Genomic DNA, 16,875 nt, shown 5'->3' with positions numbered 1-16,875 from the left:
GAAAAAATATTTTTCAAAATATAAATGGACTGATTTATTTTGGATTGTATTTATCATTTTGACCTGCCTCTATGTTGGTAACCATGATTTGTTTCCTCTAAATCATCAAGAAATCTCTTTTCGAGGTAGTTTCTGGGGATTTGTACTTGCCTTATTTCACTTGCTATTTATTGATAAGTTTGTTATTTCGAATCGAAAATAAATATGAGGTATATGCCTGACTGCCCACTGTTAGGATTGATTTTGGAGGAAAGATTTTGTCTCTATTATTTATTGCTTTAAATTTATTTATTTTGTACAAGATTTATTCTTTGAGACGGGAGAAATCGAAATACTTGATTTATACGGCCTATATCATATTTGGAATAAATGTAATATATGGTATTCAATGGTTATTAAGAGAACTGATTTCAAATATTTCCTCTTAATGTGTATAGAAAATCCAGTGATTTTTGCATAACAAAACGCATAAGATTAAGGATTTAGTTCTGTATTGCACAGGGCTAAGTCCTTTTAGTTTTACCTTAATTCGTTTATTATTGTAGTAATCAATATAGTCTACAATAGCTTGTTCCAATTGCTTAAGCGACTGAAACGACTTCTCATAACTGTAAAACATCTCCGATTTCAGAATGCCAAAGAAGGACTCCATCATACCGTTGTCTGGGCTGTTACCCTTACGTGACATGGATGCTTGAATTCTCTTACCCTCAAGAAACTGATGATAAGAATCGTGTTGATATTGCCAGCCTTGGTCACTATGGAGAATCGTATTCTCGTAGTGCTTCTCTGTGAATGCCTGTTCCAACATTGTTTTTACTTATTCTAAGTTGGGTGAAGTTGAAAGATTATAGGCGATAATTTCGCTATTAAAGCCATCTAAAACTGGTGATAAGTAAAGCTTTTGGGTACTTGCTGGAATGGCAAATTCTGTCACATCTGTGTAGCACTTTTCCATTGTTTTAGAGCCTTCAAATTGACGTTGAATAAGGTTATCTGCTTTCTTGCCAACGTCTCCTTTATGAGAAGAATATTTTCGTTTCTATCGCGTTTTAGCTTGTAAATTGAGTACTTTCATCAAGCGTTGAACTCTTTTATGATTTACCAGATAACCACGATTTCTTAGTTCTAAATGAACCCGACGATAACCATAATTTCCCTTGTGTTCGATAAAAATAGATTGAATTTCAGCTTTAAGCTCTTGGTCCTTATCTGGTTTGTCTAGTTGTTTCAAGTGATAGTAGTAGGTCGAACGAGCTAGTTTAATGGCTTTTAGAAGAATATCTAACGAAAACTCAGTCATTAATTCTTGAACAATTTCTGTCTTTCTTCTTTCTCTTTTTTCTCCTTCAATCGGAGTTCTCTTAACTTTTTTAGGATGGCATTCTCCGCTCTCAGGTACTCATTTTCTGCTTGAAGACGTTCTAATTCTGTTCTCTCTTCAGGTCTCGTTTTTGGCTTACGTCCCATTTTAGGTACTCTCCCTCTTGATTTCTCAACAATAGTATACCCGTTTTTCTTGTATTGTGCTAGCCAATTAAGAAATATCGTACGACTTGGGAGGCCGTATTCAAGAGAAACTCTATCTTTAGTCCAGCCTTCATGTAAGACTTTATGAATCATTTCTTGTTTTAAATCAGGAGAATAGTAACGATTTTTTCCTTTTTTGACGAACTCTATTCCGTAACGATCAATCAATTTAATCATGTACCTAATATTAGAATTGTTTATCCCAAATTTATTTGAAAGCTTCTCTAAGCTATAGCCTTGTTTTCTAAGTTCATAGATCTGAACTTTATCATCATAAGTTAATTTCATAATAAAAACACCCCAAAAGTTAGATTTTTTCTGTCTAACTTTTGGGGTGCAGTTCATTCACTAAATTACCGTTTTTTATTTGAATTCTATTACTATTAACTACCTAATACTACTACTACCAATATTACTAATATTAGTACTAATTACCCTGAGGCCATCGTTTATAAATTGACCCAAAACGTCAAATCCGTCATAAATTCCTTTATAAATAAAGAGTCCTAAAATTATAGATGAAATAATAATACTTGCACAAATAAAATATGTACGTTTTTTTTCATTCATAATATCGATTATCTCCTAAGTTAGTATAGACTAATAGTTCCGTTTTGATTAAATGGGACTCTATAATAAGATTTGCCTGCCATACTACCTCCAAATGTAAATCCAGCTCCTAACAACTCTGCTTTAACTTGAGCTGAACCACTAGTTTCTATAACTGCTGTTAAAGTGCCATTATAAGCATACTTTATTTTTGTTGTAGGGTATCCATTTGTAGACCAAACATTAACAGTTTTGTCTTCAATAGATGTGTTTGTAATAGAATTTGTTATTCCTAAGTAATAACCTTGAACTGAGTTAATCTGACGGAAAGAACCCTCATTATATAGCTCAATATTTACGCTTAATTGAACTGTAGTTCTAGCAAATGTTGCACTTCTTTTTAATGTATATGAAGTAACTGTAGCGCGAGAAAGATCTGGGATAAGTTCGATAGTTTCAACAACTTTTCCAGTATCACTATCAAGAATAGTTGCGACTTCTTTGAATCCTGATTTTGAATAGATTACTTCTGGATTAGGGATATTGTAATCCTCAACAGTAAATTGCAGTTCGTTGAATTTTATAACAAGGTCATTAGTGGTATCGGCGTTTACAGAAATAGGCAAATAAAACAATGCTAAACAACTAAATAATAGAGTAATTAGTATTTTTTCATGATAATGATTACCTACCATTCTTTCATAACTAAGTTGGATATTAAGGGTTGATAATTATAGTTTGTACATTGGAATCATCTGCTTTCTTATAGGAATATTAATTGAATAAGGCAATTTCTTTTTATTTGTATTCGCTTACATTTTATCATATAATGTTATTGTAGTCAAGAAAAATGTGCTATTATGTTAAAAAATATTTTTCAAAATATAAATGGACTGATTTATTTTGGATTGTATTTATCATTTTGACCTGCCTCTATGTTGGTAACCATGATTTGTTTCCTCTAAATCATCAAGAAATCTCTTTTCGAGGTAGTTTCTGGGGATTTGTACTTGCCTTATTTCACTTGCTATTTATTGATAAGTTTGTTATTTCGAATCGAAAATAAATATGAGGTATATGCCTGACTGCCCACTGTTAGGATTGATTTTGGAGGAAAGATTTTGTCTCTATTATTTATTGCTTTAAATTTATTTATTTTGTACAAGATTTATTCTTTGAGACGGGAGAAATCGAAATACTTGATTTATACGGCCTATATCATATTTGGAATAAATGTAATATATGGTATTCAATGGTTATTAAGAGAACTGATTTCAAATATTTCCTCTTAATATGTATGGAAACTATAATAAAACGCATAAGATTAAGGTTTTTGTGAGCACCTGTTCTTATGCGTTTTTGTAATATTGAGGATTTTCAGTAAGTTTTCTACCTTTGCGAAGTCTAGTTTAGAATGCTTTCCCAACCAGAATCTCTGCTTCAATGGTAATCTCTGTCAGTTGGCTCCAGTCAATCTTAGTCTGGTCGACGTGAAAGAGAAGAGGTGTCATACTGAGTAGGGCTTGGAGCTGCTCTGCTGTGATAGTCTTAGTCAGAGAGGCAGTTTGACTAGATAGGATGGTAAAGTGTTCTTGGAAATGATTTTTGATATCTTGGTTAGAATAATCTTTGTTTGTCAGCTGGTCCTGTACCCTTTGACGGATTTCTTTGAGGTGATTTTCAGTTGGGATAACCTTTATCAAGATACCGTCTTTGGATAAAACGCGGCGGAATTCTCCATAGTTGGCAGGCGAAAAGATATCCATTAGGATATCCATGCTGGCGTCTTTTATAGGAAGACGAGCCAGGTCGCCAACGAACCAATTGACTGCCCAGTTAGGTTCGCTCTTAGCAGCGATTTGGACGGAATCTTTTGAAATGTCAAAGGCATAGAAGGTTTTGCCAGGATGACTTTCCTGGAGTTTGCGAGAATAAAAACCCTCGCCACAGCCGATATCTAAAATTGTTTTGGCACTTTCTGAGCATGCAAGTAAATCAGAGACAGCATCTAAAATAGTTTGGTAAAAGCCGGCTTCTAGGATTTGTTGGCGGTTTTGAAAGTTTTCCTTGTCGTAGTTGGCAGATTGCTTAATTTGAGGTGCCAGATTGACATAGCCAAATTTAGCCAGGTCAAAAGAATGGCGATTGTTGCATTTGAGACTACTCTCTACCAGAGTCAGATTTTCTTGGCAGATAGGACAGGCAAAGGCAGTCACAGAAGCGAAGCGCTGAAGTTTGGGTTTGAGATTTGTATTCATAGTTTAAGTGTATCAAAAGAGGCAAGTGAAAGCAACTTTAGGAGTAAGTAGATGGGAGATTCAGTAGAAATAAAACTAATACTCTTCGAAAATCAAATTCAAACCACGTCAACGTCGCCTTGCCGTACTCAAGTACAGCCTGCGGCTAGTTTCCTAGTTTGCTCTTTGATTTTCATTGAGTATAATTCTCCAATTTATAAAATGAAATTGCTTTTATATCTAAATTGCTATATAATAATGATAAGGAGGAAATAAGTATGTTAAAAGAAGTATTAACCGTTGCAAAAGTTGCGAAAAAATCTTCATTATTTTTGGGTGGTGTCGCATTTGGTACCCTTGGTTTGAAAATCTTAGCAAGTAAGGAAGCTAAAAAAGGTTATTCTAAAGCTTTGGCTAAGGCTTACAAGTTGAAAGACGAGCTAGATGCATCTGTTTCTGTTGTGAAGCAACATGGAGACGATGTCTTGCAAGATGCCAAATATTTGTATGAGCAAGAGAAAAAAGAAGAGCAATTAGATAGCCTTATAGGAGAATAATATGTCTTTTAAAGTGCTATATAGAGGATATCAACATATCCGACTATCATCTTCTTTTTCACTTACCTTGGATATTCAAGACTATCTTCGTTCCTTGGCGAGAGATGAGAAAGGAATTGAGTCTATCCAGTTTTACATGGATCAACAGCACTTTACCCTACGTATAAAAGAAGGCTTCTCTGTATTAGACAATGCAGAAGCCTTTTTAAAAAGAATTGATAAAGGGAAAGTTTCTGAGTTGATGACTCTTCCTGTTCGTAGAGAAGAGAGTGCCTATTCTATCGTTTCAGGTGCAGCGATTAAGCGTGTGCTTTTTCGTAATCTTGTGCCGTCTCCTATTCGTTATATATGGACTTGTTATCAGGCTTTTGGCTATGTTAAAGAAGCCTATCAAACACTAGCGCGTAAGGAACTAACGATGGAAGTCTTGGACTGTTCGGCTATTTTATTGTCTTTGTTTATGAACCAATCCAAGACTGCCAGCAACATCATGTTTATGCTTGATTTGGGGAATCATTTAGATCAGTGGTCCTTGAAAAAAACTGCAACAGATTTAGAACAAAGCCTTCTTGCAAAAGAAAGCGATGTATTTTTGGTACAGGGCGATACGGTCGTTAGTATCAAGAGTTCCGATGTTCAAATAGGAGATGTCTTGGTCCTATCTCAAGGAAATGAAATTCTGTTTGATGGACAAGTAGTTTCAGGTTTAGGTATGGTCAACGAAAGTTCCTTGACGGGAGAAAGTTTTCCAGTTGAAAAAAGAGAGTCTGATTCGGTTTGTGCAAACACAGTCTTGGAGACTGGGGAGCTACGCATTCGTGTAACTGATAATCAGATGAACAGCCGTATTTTACAGCTGATTGAGTTGATGAAAAAATCTGAAGAAAACAAGAAAACTAAACAACGCTATTTCATCAAGATGGCGGACAAGGTCGTCAAATATAATTTCTTGGGGGCTGGTCTGACTTACCTATTAACGGGCTCTTTTTCTAAGGCTATTTCATTCCTATTGGTCGATTTCTCCTGCGCTTTGAAAATCTCTACTCCTGTAGCTTATTTGACAGCTATCAAAGAGGGGTTGAACCGTGAAATGGTGATCAAGGATGGAGATGTTCTAGAGAAATATCTGGAAGTTGATACCTTCTTGTTTGATAAGACAGGAACAATCACAACTAGCTATCCTATAGTTGAAAAGGTGTTACCTTTTGGGGATTATAGCGAGGAAGATATTCTCAGAATCAGTGCCTGTCTTGAGGAACACATTTATCATCCTATTGCTAATGCCATTGTCAAGCAAGCTGAGATAGAGGGGATTGAACATGAGGAAATGCATGGGAAACTCCAATATATTGCAAGCAAGGGAATTAAGTCACATATTGATGGCCAACCAGTTGTTATTGGGAATTATGTCTTGATGCAGGATGAGCAGATTCATATTAGTTTGGAACAACATGCTTTGATCGAAGAGTATAAGAATCACTACAATCTCTTGTTCTTGGCTTATCAGAATGAATTGATTGGAATGTTCTGCATTCATACTCCTTTGAGAAAAGAAGCTAAGGCAGCCTTGGAGAAACTTAAGAAACAAGGGAAAAAATTGATTCTGGCAACAGGGGATACCCTGGTTAGAACAGAGGAATTAGTCAAAGATTTGCCCTTTGATCAGGTCTATACAGACTTGAAACCTGATGGGAAATTTGAGTTAGTAGAGGAACTGCAGAAAGCAGGTCACACTATTTTGATGGTTGGAGATGGATTGAATGACTCAGCGGCTCTAACCCTATCAGATATCGGTGTGGTGATGAATGAGAGCGCAGATATTTCTAAGCAGATGAGTGATATCTTATTGTTAGATAATCGCTTGGATTTCTTCCAAGAGTTGGATTCGCTATCATCATCTTTGCAAACACTCATCAAGAAGAATATTCAAGATACCGTTGTCGTAAATAGTAGTTTGATTGGCTTTGGATTATTTAATTGGCTCAGTCCTTCAAATCTTTCTATCTTACATAATCTAACAACCTTGCGCATTGTCCTGCGTAGTCTGTCTATTAAAAATAGATAGAGGAGAGTTATTAACAGAACAAAGGAGTTAACTTTCTCGAGGTTAACTCCTTTGTTTATAGATAAATGTTGAATAGTTTAGTAAGTCAATACAAAGTATTTTTTCTTACCACGGCGGATAACAGTCAGTTCGTTTTCAAGCTTATCTGCGTCGCTCAAGACATAGTCAAGGTCTTGGATACGGTCGCCGTTTACGTAGATAGCTCCGTTTTGGACGTCTTCACGGGCTTGGCGTTTTGAGTTAACCACACCAGATGAAACGAGCAGTTCCACGATATTGGGGTTTTCGTCTGCTTGTACTTGGTAGTTTGGCACTCCACGAAGTCCTTGTTTGAGTTCTTTGACAGAAAGGTTTTTGATGTTTCCAGCAAAGAGTTGCTCAGTAATGTTGAGGGCTTCTTTGTAGGCTTCTTCTCCGTGAACAAGAGTGACAACTTCACGAGCCAAGACTTTTTGAGCCAAGCGTTCGTGTGGAGCAGCTTCAAATTGTTTACGGATGTCTTCAATCTCTTCAAGTGATAAGAAAGTAAAGATTTTCAAGAAGCGAACAGCGTCAGCGTCCATAACATTCATCCAGAATTGGTACATTTCGTATGGAGAAGTCTTTTCAGGATTGAGCCAGACTGCGTTTCCTTCTGATTTACCAAACTTCTTACCAGTTGCATCTGTGATCAATGGAACAGTGATAACATGACCAGTCTTGTCAGACTTACGACGAAGCAATTCGGTACCAGCTGTCATATTTCCCCACTGGTCAGAACCACCGATTTGAAGCGTTACGTTGTGCTCTTGGTTAAGGACAAAAAAGTCATACCCTTGCATGATTTGGTAGGCAAACTCAGTGTAAGAAATTCCTGTTTCGATTCGTTTTTTAACAGATTCCTTACTCATCATGTAGTTGACAGTGAAGTATTTCCCGATATCACGGAGGAAGTCAATGAAGCTGATGCTGCCAAACCAGTCGTAGTTGTTGACCATGACAGCTTTATTTTCGCCATTTTCAAAGTCAAGAAAACGAGAAAGTTGTCCTTGGATAGACTTGACCCAGCCATCTACTGTGTCTTTTGTTTGGAGACTACGTTCAGCATCTTTGAAGGATGGATCTCCGATGAGACCTGTAGCACCGCCAACGAGCGCATAAGGTTTGTGACCTGCTAGTTGCAAGCGACGACTTGTCAAGATTGCGACAAGGTGGCCTAGGTGAAGGCTGTCAGCAGTTGGGTCGTAGCCAGTATAATAAGAAACTTGACCTTCTTCTAGGGCTGTACGCAAAGCTTCTTCATCAGTCGTTTGAAAAATCAAACCACGCTCTTTTAGCTCATCAAAAATGTGCATGTGTCTTTTCTCCTTTTTAAAATTATTGTTTCTAACTATTGTATCACAAACTTGGGCAATGGCCTAGTAGAATAGGGAAGAAAGTGGCTATTTTATTGAAAGTTTCCCTTTTGTGGTATAATAAATAAAATGAGGAAATCCATGCAAAATCAATTAAATGAATTAAAACGAAAAATGCTGGAATTTTTCCAGCAAAAACAAAAAAATAAAAAATCAGCTAGCCCTGGCAAGAAAGGCTCAAGTGTCCAAACATCTAAATCCTTAGAGAAGCCAGCCGTTTTTCCAGCTATTTTACTGAGTATAAAGGCTTTATTTAACTTACTCTTTGTGCTTGGTTTTCTAGGAGGAATGTTGGGAGCTGGGATTGCTTTGGGGTACGGGGTGGCCTTGTTTGACAAGGTACGGGTGCCTCAGACAGAAGAATTGGTACATCAGGTCAAGGACATCTCTTCTATCTCAGAGATTACCTATGCGGATGGGATGGTGATTGCTTCCATAGAGAGTGATTTGTTGCGCACTTTTATCTCATCTGAGCAAATTTCGGAAAATCTGAAGAAGGCTATCATTGCGACGGAAGATGAACACTTTAAAGAACATAAGGGTGTAGTGCCCAAGGCGGTGATTCGTGCGACCTTGGGGAAATTTGTAGGTTTGGGTTCCTCTAGTGGGGGTTCAACCTTGACCCAGCAACTGATTAAACAGCAGGTGGTTGGGGATGCGCCGACCTTGGCTCGTAAGGCGACAGAGATTATGGATGCTCTTGCCTTGGAACGCGCCATGAATAAAGACGAGATTTTAACGACCTATCTCAATGTGGCTCCGTTTGGCCGAAATAATAAGGGGCAGAATATTGCAGGAGCTCAGCAGGCAGCCGAGGGGATTTTCGGTGTAGATGCGAGTCAGTTGACGGTTCCTCAAGCAGCATTTTTAGCAGGACTTCCACAGAGTCCCATTACCTATTCCCCTTATGAAAATACTGGAGAGTTGAAGAGTGATGAAGACTTAGAAATTGGCTTGAGACGAGCTAAGGCAGTTCTTTACAGTATGTATCGTACAGGATCCTTAAGCAAAGATGAGTATTCTCAGTATAAGGGTTATGATCTTAAACAGGACTTTCTCCCTTCAGCTACAGTCACAGGTGTGTCCCGAGGTTATTTATACTTTACAGCCTTGGCAGAAGCTCAGGAACGTATGTATGACTATCTAGCTCAGAGAGACAATGTCTCCGCTAAGGAGTTGAAAAATGAGGCAACTCAGAAGTTTTATCGCGATTTGGCGGCCAAGGAAATTGAAAATGGTGGTTATAAGATTATTACTACCATAGACCAGAAAATTCATTCTGCTATGCAAAATGCGGCTGCTGATTATGGCTATCTTTTAGATGATGGAACAGGTCGTGTAGAAGTAGGGAATGTCTTGATGGATAACCAAACAGGTGCTATCCTAGGCTTTGTAGGTGGTCGTAATTATCAAGAAAATCAAAACAATCATGCCTTTGATACCAAACGTTCACCAGCTTCTACTACCAAGCCCTTGCTGGCCTACGGGATTGCTATTGACCAGGGCTTAATGGGAAGTGAAACAATTCTGTCTAACTATCCAACAAACTTTGCCAATGGCAACCCGATTATGTATGCTAATAGCAAGGGGACAGGAATGCTGACCTTGGGAGAAGCCTTGAACTATTCATGGAATATCCCAGCTTACTGGACCTATCGTATGCTCCGTGAAAAGGGTGTTGATGTCAAGGGTTATATGGAAAAGATGGGCTACGAGATTCCTGAGTACGGTATTGAGAGCCTGCCAATGGGTGGTGGTATTGAAGTCACAGTTGCCCAGCATACCAATGGCTATCAGACCCTAGCTAATAACGGAGTTTATCATCAGAAACATGTGATTTCTAAAATTGAAGCAGCAGATGGTAGAGTGGTGTATGAGTATCAGGATAAACCGGTTCAAGTCTATTCAAAAGCTACTGCGACAATTATGCAGGGCTTGTTGCGAGAAGTTCTATCCTCTCGTGTGACAACAACCTTCAAGACGAATCTGACTTCTTTAAATCCTACTCTGGCTAATGCAGATTGGATTGGGAAGACTGGTACAACCAACCAAGATGAAAATATGTGGCTCATGCTTTCGACACCTAGATTAACCCTAGGTGGCTGGATTGGGCATGATGATAATCATTCATTGTCACGTAGAGCAGGTTATTCCAATAACTCTAATTACATGGCTCATCTGGTAAATGCGATTCAGCAAGCCTCCCCAAGCATTTGGGGGAACGAGCGCTTCGCTTTAGATCCTAGTGTGGTAAAATCCGAAGTCTTGAAATCAACAGGTCAAAAAACAGGGAAGGTTTCTGTTGAAGGAAAAGAGGTAGATGTTACAGGTTCGACTGTTACCAGCTATTGGGCTAATAAGGCAGGGGCGCCAACGACCAGTTATCGCTTTGCTATTGGTGGAAGTGATGCGGATTATCAGAATGCTTGGTCTAGTATTGTGGGGAGTCTACCAACTCCATCAAGCTCCAGCAGTTCAAGTAGTAGCTCAAGTGCTACACGACCTTCTTCTTCAAGGATGAGACGATAAGTTCTATGAACTGTGCTAAATGAAGTGGCCAATCAATGGATTGCCACTTTTTTCTTTTTCCCTTTCGTGTTACAATAAAGATATGAATCAGTATCAGAAAAAGATTGTTAAAGGAACCATTTATTCGCTCTTATCCGGCTTAATCTGGGGAATCTGTGGGATTTTAGGAGAGTATTTCTTTACTCATTATCAGGTGTCTTCGGGCTGGATTACTTCTATGCGTTTGACGCTGGCAGGGAGTCTTGTGCTTATTTGGTCTGCAATGCAATTAAAATCGCAAGTGTTAGATATTTGGCGAGATAAGAAAAATTACCTTCCCTTTTTGTCCTATGCTATTTTGGGAATTTTCTCAGTTCAGTATTTTTTCTATCTCTGTGTAGAATACTCAAATGCTGCGACAGCAACTATTTTACAGTTTATCAGTCCTGTTTTTATCCTCTTTTACAATCGCTTAATTTATAAAAAACGAGCATCGAAAAGTGCTATTTTCTATGTTTTGATTGCTATGCTGGGTGTTGGCTTGATGGCGACAAAAGGAGATCTCTCTCAGTTATCCATGACGCCACTAGCCCTTATAACAGGTCTGTTGAGTGCTATGGGTGTTATGTTTAATGTTATTCTGCCCCAGCCCTTTGCGAAGCGCTATGGTTTTGTTCCCACGGTTGGGTGGGGGATGATTTTGGCAGGTTTATTTAGCAATGTTCTCTCACCAGTGCATCAGTTTTCCTTTACTCTTGATATTTGGAGTATCTTGATTTGTCTCGTTATCGCTTTCTTCGGGACAGCTTTTGCTTTTTTTATTTCCATGAAGGCGGTGTCCTTGGTTTCTCCTTTGGTGGTTTCTGTTATCAGTGCCAGTGAACCTCTCTCCTCTGCTCTCTTGAGTGTTTTGTTTTTAGGATTGGTGGTGGATTGGTCCCTTCTTCTAGCTATGACCCTGATTATTTTACCTATGATTTTCCTATCGATAGAAGAAGCGAAAGAAAGTAAATAAAAAGTCTTTTCTTAATTCTAAAAGTGTGCTATACTAGAATAGTCAATAAAACACGGGGAGATAGTTGTGAAGAGTGTTTTTAGGTTGTATCGGTAGGGGCTTGCTTTTACCGACAGCACGTTTTATCTCACATCCCTAAAAATCATACCTAAAAACAAACAAAAAGGCTTCAAATTTGAGGCCTTTTTGGGTAGAATAGGTATCATTAAAATGAACTAGGAGGCGCTTATGACTGCTACAAAAATGAACGCTCAAGAAATTATCCAATTTATCGCCAATGCTGAAAAGAAAACCAGTGTCAAAGTAACCTTTGAGGGACAACTCGCAACTGCTGTACCTGGGTCTGTTGTTAAACTAGGGAATGTCCTATTTGGAGACTGGAAAGATGTTGCTCCGCTTCTTGATGGCTTAGTAGAAAATCAAGACTATGTTGTTGAGCAAGACGCTCGTAATTCAGCAGTTCCTTTGCTAGATAAACGTGATATCAATGCTCGTATCGAGCCAGGTGCGATTATCCGTGATCAGGTTGAAATTGGTGACAATGCTGTTATCATGATGGGAGCAGTCATTAATATCGGTGCTGAAATCGGTGCAGGAACCATGATTGATATGGGGGCTATCCTTGGTGGTCGTGCCATCGTTGGGAAAAACAGCCACGTTGGTGCAGGTGCAGTTTTGGCAGGTGTGATTGAGCCAGCTAGTGCTGAACCAGTTCGTGTCGGAGACAATGTTCTTATCGGTGCCAATGCAGTGGTTATCGAAGGGGTCCAAATCGGCAGTGGTTCAGTTATCGCAGCAGGAGCTATTGTTACCCAAGATGTCCCAGAAAATGTGGTAGTAGCAGGTGTTCCAGCTCGTATCATCAAAGAGATTGATGCCCAGACCCAACAAAAAACAGCGCTAGAGGATGCGCTTCGCACCTTGTAATTCTAAAAGAAAAATAGAGGCAGGACCCTTTTCCAGCCTCTTTCTGCTATATGGGAGGAAAGATAGATGTTAGATTTGATTCAGACTAGACGAGATTTGCACCAGATTCCAGAGATTGGCTTGGAGGAGTTCAAGACTCATGCTTATTTGCTGGATGTGATTGAGAAATTGACTGCAGGCAAAGATTTTGTCCAAGTTCGAACTTGGCGGACAGGTATTTTGGTCTATTTGCAGGGAAGTCAGCCAGATCGGACCATTGGTTGGCGGACAGATATTGATGGTCTGCCTATCGTCGAACAAACAGGACTTCCGTTTGCTTCCCAGCACCAAGATCGCATGCACGCCTGTGGCCATGATTTCCACATGACCATTGCCTTGGGCTGTTTGGAGCGCGCCCTTGAGGAGCAACCAAAGAATAATCTGCTCTTTCTTTTTCAGCCTGCAGAAGAAAATGAAGCTGGTGGCATGCTCATGTATGAGGATGGTGCTTTTGGAGATTGGTTGCCAGATCAATTTTATGGCCTCCATGTTCGACCAGATTTGAAAGTCGGCCAGATTGCGACCAATACACACACTCTCTTTGCAGGAACTTGTGAGGTGAAGATTCGTTTCAAAGGCAAAGGAGGACACGCAGCCTTTCCTCATGAAGCCAATGACGCCTTGGTGGCTGCTAGTTACTTTGTGACCCAGGTGCAGTCAGTTGTCAGCCGCAATGTCAATCCAATCGAGGGAGCGGTGGTGACCTTTGGCCTTTTCCAAGCTGGAACAACCAACAATGTTATCACAGATACAGCCTTTTTGCATGGAACTATTCGGGCCTTGACTCAAGATATGAGTCTCTTGGTTCAAAAGAGGGTCAAAACAGTTGCAGAAGGAGTTGCAGCTGCCTTTGATATGGAAGTCGAAGTGGAACTCAAACAAGGTGGCTACTTGCCTGTTGAGAACAATCCAGCCTTGGCGCGTGAACTGATGGACTTCTTTGAAGAAAAAGACGGAATTGAGTTGATTGATATCGAACCTGCTATGACAGGCGAGGACTTTGGTTATCTCCTTTCAAAGGTTGATGGCGTTATGTTCTGGCTTGGTATCGATAGTCCCTATGCCCTTCATCACCCTCAGATGAGTCCCAAGGAAGAAGCCTTAGCCATTGGGGTAGATGCGGTTTCTAGTTTCCTGAAAAAGAAGGCAGCAGAGTAGAGGATTTGTCTATGAAAGAAAAAATACGCAAGCAAGTCTTGCAAGAAATGAAGGCTATCCCTAGAGAGCAAAAACAGGCTATGGATCAAGCTTTAACGGATCAATTTTTGAAACATCCCTTCTACCAAGAAGCCAAGATTATCGCAACCTATCTCTCTTTTCCTCATGAGTTTCAAACGCAGGAACTGATCGAGCAGGCTCTGAGGGATGGTAAGAAGGTTCTGATACCAAAAACCTATCCCAAGGGGCGCATGGACTTTGTGGTCTATGATCCGCAGCAGTTGGTAAAAACTGCCTTTGGCTTACTGGAGCCACAGGGGGATTTGGAAGTTGTGGATGCCTCTCAGATTGATTTAATTCATGTTCCTGGTCTGGCTTTTACGACAAAGGGCTATCGGATTGGCTATGGTGGAGGTTATTATGACCGCTATCTGAAACATTTTCCTGGTCATACTTTGAGTACGGTTTATCCTTGTCAAATTCAGGACTTTATCTCTGAAAATCATGATATTCCTGTTCAGGAGGTACTGATTGATGAAAGAAATCTTTGATAGGCGTTACCCTGTGACGAGTTTCTTCCTCTTAGTGACGGCCTTGGTATTTCTACTAATGTTGGTAACCACAGGAGGAAACTTTTACAGGGCAGATACCTTATTTCGATTTGGAGCCATGTACGGGCCTATCATTCGCCTCTTTCCTGAGCAGATTTGGCGTCTCTTTTCTGCCATTTTTATTCATATTGGGTGGGAACATTTCATTGTCAATATGCTTTCGCTCTATTATCTTGGTAGACAAGTAGAGGAAATTTTCGGTTCTAAGCAGTTTTTCTTTCTCTATCTCTTATCTGGAATGATGGGCAATCTCTTTGTTTTTGTATTTAGTCCAAAATCCTTAGCAGCAGGAGCTTCTACTTCTCTCTATGGGCTATTTGCCGCGATTATCATTCTTCGCTATGCAACTCGCAATCCTTATATCCAACAGCTAGGGCAATCCTATCTGACACTTTTTGTGGTTAACATTATTGGAAGTGTTTTGATTCCAGGAATCAGCCTAGCTGGCCATATCGGAGGTGCAGTTGGTGGAGCATTTCTAGCAATTATCTTTCCAGTTCGAGGTGAAAGACGGATGTATCGTACCAGCCAGAGGTTAGGAGCGGTAGTGTTATTCGTAGGACTCGCAGTCTTGCTTCTCTACAAGGGAATGGGGTTTTGACGACTAATATGTAAACTTGAATAAGAAAAAAGCTACTTGAAAAATGAGTAGCTTTTAATGTGTTTTGGAACCATTTGAAACAAACAGCTCTAAAATAGTTATTAACGTTGTCTAAAATCAGCAATTCCTCCGCCAATATTTCCCAAGTGATTGCCGCTTGTATCTCGAACATCACCATTAGAGTGATTAAGATAAAAATCTCCTGTGTGATTACCATTTGCATCCATACCGTATCTACGTTCATAGCCGTCATAGCCTCCATTGCTTGCATCTGGTTGTTCAGCAGCAGCTGGTGCTTCATAGTTGCCAGTGTCTCCACCAGTTGAACCTGAATAAGATTCACTATTATCTGAAGTGTATGTTTGTTCTGGAGCATATGAATTACTTGAAGATGAACTTCCAGCATTGCTAGATGATTCAGATGAACTATTAGAAGATTGAGATGAAGCAGATTCTTCTTTCTTCAAAACATCAATTTGTTTTTGGAATTTGTCTGTAACATCTGTGAGAGATTTTACAGTTTCATCCAATTTTTCTTGTTTGAAAGTTTCATCAACTTTCTTGATAAAATCAATTTGTTTATTGATTTCTTTTAAATTATTTTCCAAAGTTGCTTTATCTTTAAATTTGTCATCTGAATCTTTTACATCATAATTCAAACCTTTTTGTAAATGAAAATCTACAATGGCTTTAGCAGATTCTTTAACTTTATTGTTAAGATAATCTTTACCTGTATCAGTTTTTACTGAAGTTTCAGATAGGTCTTTCAATTTAGAAATAGATTCATCTGAAGATACATCAAATGATTCAAACAGTTTGTCTACTTGTTCTTTATCTAATTTGCTATCTTTTTCTAATTGTACAATTTTTGCTTCTTGCTCTGCTTGATGTTGTGAATGTGAATACCATCCAAAACCTAGTGCGAGTACAGCACCGACTGCTAATGATGAAATTACTACTTTTTTATTGTTTTCGATAAATTCTACAAATTTGTTCTCCATGATCTTTTACTTTGATAGTGTCCGCAATTACTTTAACACTAAAATTACACCTATCTTTCTCCCTTATTATATTTTTATTAATAGCTTCCACAAAATTAAACAACTTATGTTCAACTCGGTTGATTTAATTTAACCATGACTACTCCAACAGTTAAGTCAAATTTAAAATTATTTATTATTTTGGAACCACTCGAAACAACACAGCAAAGTTAAAATAAGGCTTTGTCCGTACACAACTTTAAAAAGTGCGCACTGATTCGGCAATGTCATTAAGTTAGTGATCTAACTACTTGAATAGGAGATAGGATTGAGAACATCAAAGTGATTCTCTATCCTATCTTCTATTTTTTTGCATGACAAATAAAGGTTTTTTCACCCTATTTGTTGAGATTTATGTTACTCTATAGATGAAATAACTACCGATTGGGCCTTTATCTTTCTTGGATATTTTCGATTCGATCGAATAATAGATAACTGTTTCTTGAGGTAGTTTTTCAACTAGAGGGAAGAAAGGGAACCGTTAAAAAACAAACGGCAGGCATAAGTCGCATCCGAGAAACACACTTTATATCTTTGTTTTTTGTGATTACTGTCGATGGCAACTTGCGAGGTTACCCAACGACAAAAGTTAAAATTTGTAAAGCGAGCAAAGATTTCTTGGAGAATCCCTTCCTTCTTTTTTG

Annotated in this window: 14 protein-coding genes and 2 pseudogenes; 10 read left to right on the top strand and 6 right to left on the bottom strand. The window is 38.9% G+C overall.

Annotated elements, in window-relative coordinates:
* The coding region (locus tag FGQ53_RS11850; RefSeq protein WP_138337471.1) for a hypothetical protein at positions 1-202 on the top strand (202 nt) is incomplete at its 5' end.
* 222 nt (positions 203-424) lie between these two features.
* Here FGQ53_RS11850 and FGQ53_RS07780 read toward each other — a convergent pair.
* Both FGQ53_RS07780 and FGQ53_RS07770 read right to left on the bottom strand, forming a co-directional pair.
* Positions 425-1,818: pseudogene (locus FGQ53_RS07780) on the bottom strand (IS3 family transposase).
* 302 nt (positions 1,819-2,120) lie between these two features.
* Positions 2,121-2,774 carry a hypothetical protein gene (locus tag FGQ53_RS07770; protein WP_138337460.1) on the bottom strand — a complete coding sequence of 218 codons (654 nt, stop codon included), beginning with the start codon at positions 2,772-2,774 and terminating at the stop codon, positions 2,121-2,123.
* Between the two features lie 155 nt (positions 2,775-2,929).
* Between FGQ53_RS07770 and FGQ53_RS12215 the strand changes: the two genes are divergently transcribed.
* A complete protein-coding gene (locus FGQ53_RS12215; protein ID WP_138337457.1) occupies positions 2,930-3,145 on the top strand; it encodes a hypothetical protein in 216 nt (71 codons plus the stop codon).
* Between the two features lie 343 nt (positions 3,146-3,488).
* Here the strand turns inward: FGQ53_RS12215 and FGQ53_RS07760 are convergent, their stop codons facing one another.
* Positions 3,489-4,337 carry a putative RNA methyltransferase gene (locus FGQ53_RS07760; protein ID WP_138337454.1) on the bottom strand — a complete coding sequence of 283 codons (849 nt, stop codon included), beginning with the start codon at positions 4,335-4,337 and terminating at the stop codon, positions 3,489-3,491.
* A 257-nt stretch (positions 4,338-4,594) separates the two neighbouring features.
* On the opposite strand from FGQ53_RS07760, the gene FGQ53_RS07750 reads away from it, so the two are divergent.
* Together FGQ53_RS07750 and FGQ53_RS07745 are read left to right on the top strand one after the other, a co-directional pair.
* Complete coding sequence (locus tag FGQ53_RS07750) at positions 4,595-4,873, top strand: DUF6110 family protein (protein WP_000910909.1); 279 nt, start codon at positions 4,595-4,597, stop codon at positions 4,871-4,873.
* 1 nt (position 4,874) lies between these two features.
* Positions 4,875-6,938 carry a heavy metal translocating P-type ATPase gene (locus FGQ53_RS07745; protein WP_138337451.1) on the top strand — a complete coding sequence of 688 codons (2,064 nt, stop codon included), beginning with the start codon at positions 4,875-4,877 and terminating at the stop codon, positions 6,936-6,938.
* Between the two features lie 77 nt (positions 6,939-7,015).
* Here FGQ53_RS07745 and tyrS read toward each other — a convergent pair whose 3' ends face one another.
* On the bottom strand, positions 7,016-8,272 hold the full coding sequence (gene tyrS / locus FGQ53_RS07740; protein ID WP_138337448.1) for a tyrosine--tRNA ligase: 1,257 nt from the start codon (positions 8,270-8,272) through the stop codon (positions 7,016-7,018).
* 141 nt (positions 8,273-8,413) lie between these two features.
* On the opposite strand from tyrS, the gene pbp1b reads away from it, so the two are divergent.
* The 6 genes from pbp1b to FGQ53_RS07710 all read left to right on the top strand — a co-directional run bounded on the left by pbp1b (position 8,414) and on the right by FGQ53_RS07710 (position 15,191).
* Positions 8,414-10,861, top strand: coding sequence for a penicillin-binding protein PBP1B (gene pbp1b / locus FGQ53_RS07735; RefSeq protein WP_138337445.1), 2,448 nt, complete (start codon positions 8,414-8,416; stop codon positions 10,859-10,861).
* A gap of 82 nt (positions 10,862-10,943) precedes the next feature.
* The gene (locus tag FGQ53_RS07730; protein WP_138337468.1) at positions 10,944-11,855 is read left to right on the top strand and encodes a DMT family transporter; all 912 of its coding nucleotides are present in this window, start codon (positions 10,944-10,946) and stop codon (positions 11,853-11,855) included.
* A gap of 228 nt (positions 11,856-12,083) precedes the next feature.
* Entirely contained in the window at positions 12,084-12,782 is a 699-nt protein-coding gene (gene dapD, locus FGQ53_RS07725; protein WP_138337443.1) for a 2,3,4,5-tetrahydropyridine-2,6-dicarboxylate N-acetyltransferase, read from the top strand.
* A 66-nt stretch (positions 12,783-12,848) separates the two neighbouring features.
* Positions 12,849-13,979, top strand: a complete 1,131-nt coding sequence (locus FGQ53_RS07720) for an N-acetyldiaminopimelate deacetylase (RefSeq protein ID WP_138337440.1) — start codon at positions 12,849-12,851, stop codon at positions 13,977-13,979.
* Positions 13,980-13,990: 11 nt separating this feature from the next.
* Complete coding sequence (locus tag FGQ53_RS07715) at positions 13,991-14,530, top strand: 5-formyltetrahydrofolate cyclo-ligase (RefSeq protein ID WP_138337437.1); 540 nt, start codon at positions 13,991-13,993, stop codon at positions 14,528-14,530.
* Positions 14,514-15,191 carry a rhomboid family intramembrane serine protease gene (locus FGQ53_RS07710; RefSeq protein ID WP_138337434.1) on the top strand — a complete coding sequence of 226 codons (678 nt, stop codon included), beginning with the start codon at positions 14,514-14,516 and terminating at the stop codon, positions 15,189-15,191. The genes FGQ53_RS07715 and FGQ53_RS07710 overlap by 17 nt, the downstream gene beginning before the upstream one ends.
* Positions 15,192-15,292: 101 nt before the next feature.
* On the opposite strand, the gene FGQ53_RS07705 is transcribed toward FGQ53_RS07710, so the two are convergent.
* On the bottom strand, positions 15,293-16,192 hold the full coding sequence (locus tag FGQ53_RS07705; protein ID WP_138337431.1) for a hypothetical protein: 900 nt from the start codon (positions 16,190-16,192) through the stop codon (positions 15,293-15,295).
* Positions 16,193-16,583: 391 nt separating this feature from the next.
* A pseudogene (locus FGQ53_RS12010) lies at positions 16,584-16,875 on the bottom strand (IS4 family transposase); the annotation flags it as partial.

It is taken from the genome of Streptococcus mitis (assembly GCF_005844455.1).
In the GTDB taxonomy this organism is placed as follows: Bacteria; Bacillota; Bacilli; order Lactobacillales; family Streptococcaceae; genus Streptococcus; species Streptococcus mitis_BF.
Note: the sequence above shows the minus strand (reverse complement) of the source record. Positions and strands in the feature narration are given on the sequence as shown.

Coding starts and splice junctions, on each gene's coding strand:
- FGQ53_RS07770 (WP_138337460.1), bottom strand. CDS start 2,774: ATGGTAGGTAATCATTATCATGAAAAAATACTAATTACTCTATTATTT.
- FGQ53_RS12215 (WP_138337457.1), top strand. CDS start 2,930: ATGTGCTATTATGTTAAAAAATATTTTTCAAAATATAAATGGACTGAT.
- FGQ53_RS07760 (WP_138337454.1), bottom strand. CDS start 4,337: ATGAATACAAATCTCAAACCCAAACTTCAGCGCTTCGCTTCTGTGACT.
- FGQ53_RS07750 (WP_000910909.1), top strand. CDS start 4,595: ATGTTAAAAGAAGTATTAACCGTTGCAAAAGTTGCGAAAAAATCTTCA.
- FGQ53_RS07745 (WP_138337451.1), top strand. CDS start 4,875: ATGTCTTTTAAAGTGCTATATAGAGGATATCAACATATCCGACTATCA.
- tyrS (WP_138337448.1), bottom strand. CDS start 8,272: ATGCACATTTTTGATGAGCTAAAAGAGCGTGGTTTGATTTTTCAAACG.
- pbp1b (WP_138337445.1), top strand. CDS start 8,414: ATGCAAAATCAATTAAATGAATTAAAACGAAAAATGCTGGAATTTTTC.
- FGQ53_RS07730 (WP_138337468.1), top strand. CDS start 10,944: ATGAATCAGTATCAGAAAAAGATTGTTAAAGGAACCATTTATTCGCTC.
- dapD (WP_138337443.1), top strand. CDS start 12,084: ATGACTGCTACAAAAATGAACGCTCAAGAAATTATCCAATTTATCGCC.
- FGQ53_RS07720 (WP_138337440.1), top strand. CDS start 12,849: ATGTTAGATTTGATTCAGACTAGACGAGATTTGCACCAGATTCCAGAG.
- FGQ53_RS07715 (WP_138337437.1), top strand. CDS start 13,991: ATGAAAGAAAAAATACGCAAGCAAGTCTTGCAAGAAATGAAGGCTATC.
- FGQ53_RS07710 (WP_138337434.1), top strand. CDS start 14,514: ATGAAAGAAATCTTTGATAGGCGTTACCCTGTGACGAGTTTCTTCCTC.
- FGQ53_RS07705 (WP_138337431.1), bottom strand. CDS start 16,192: ATGGAGAACAAATTTGTAGAATTTATCGAAAACAATAAAAAAGTAGTA.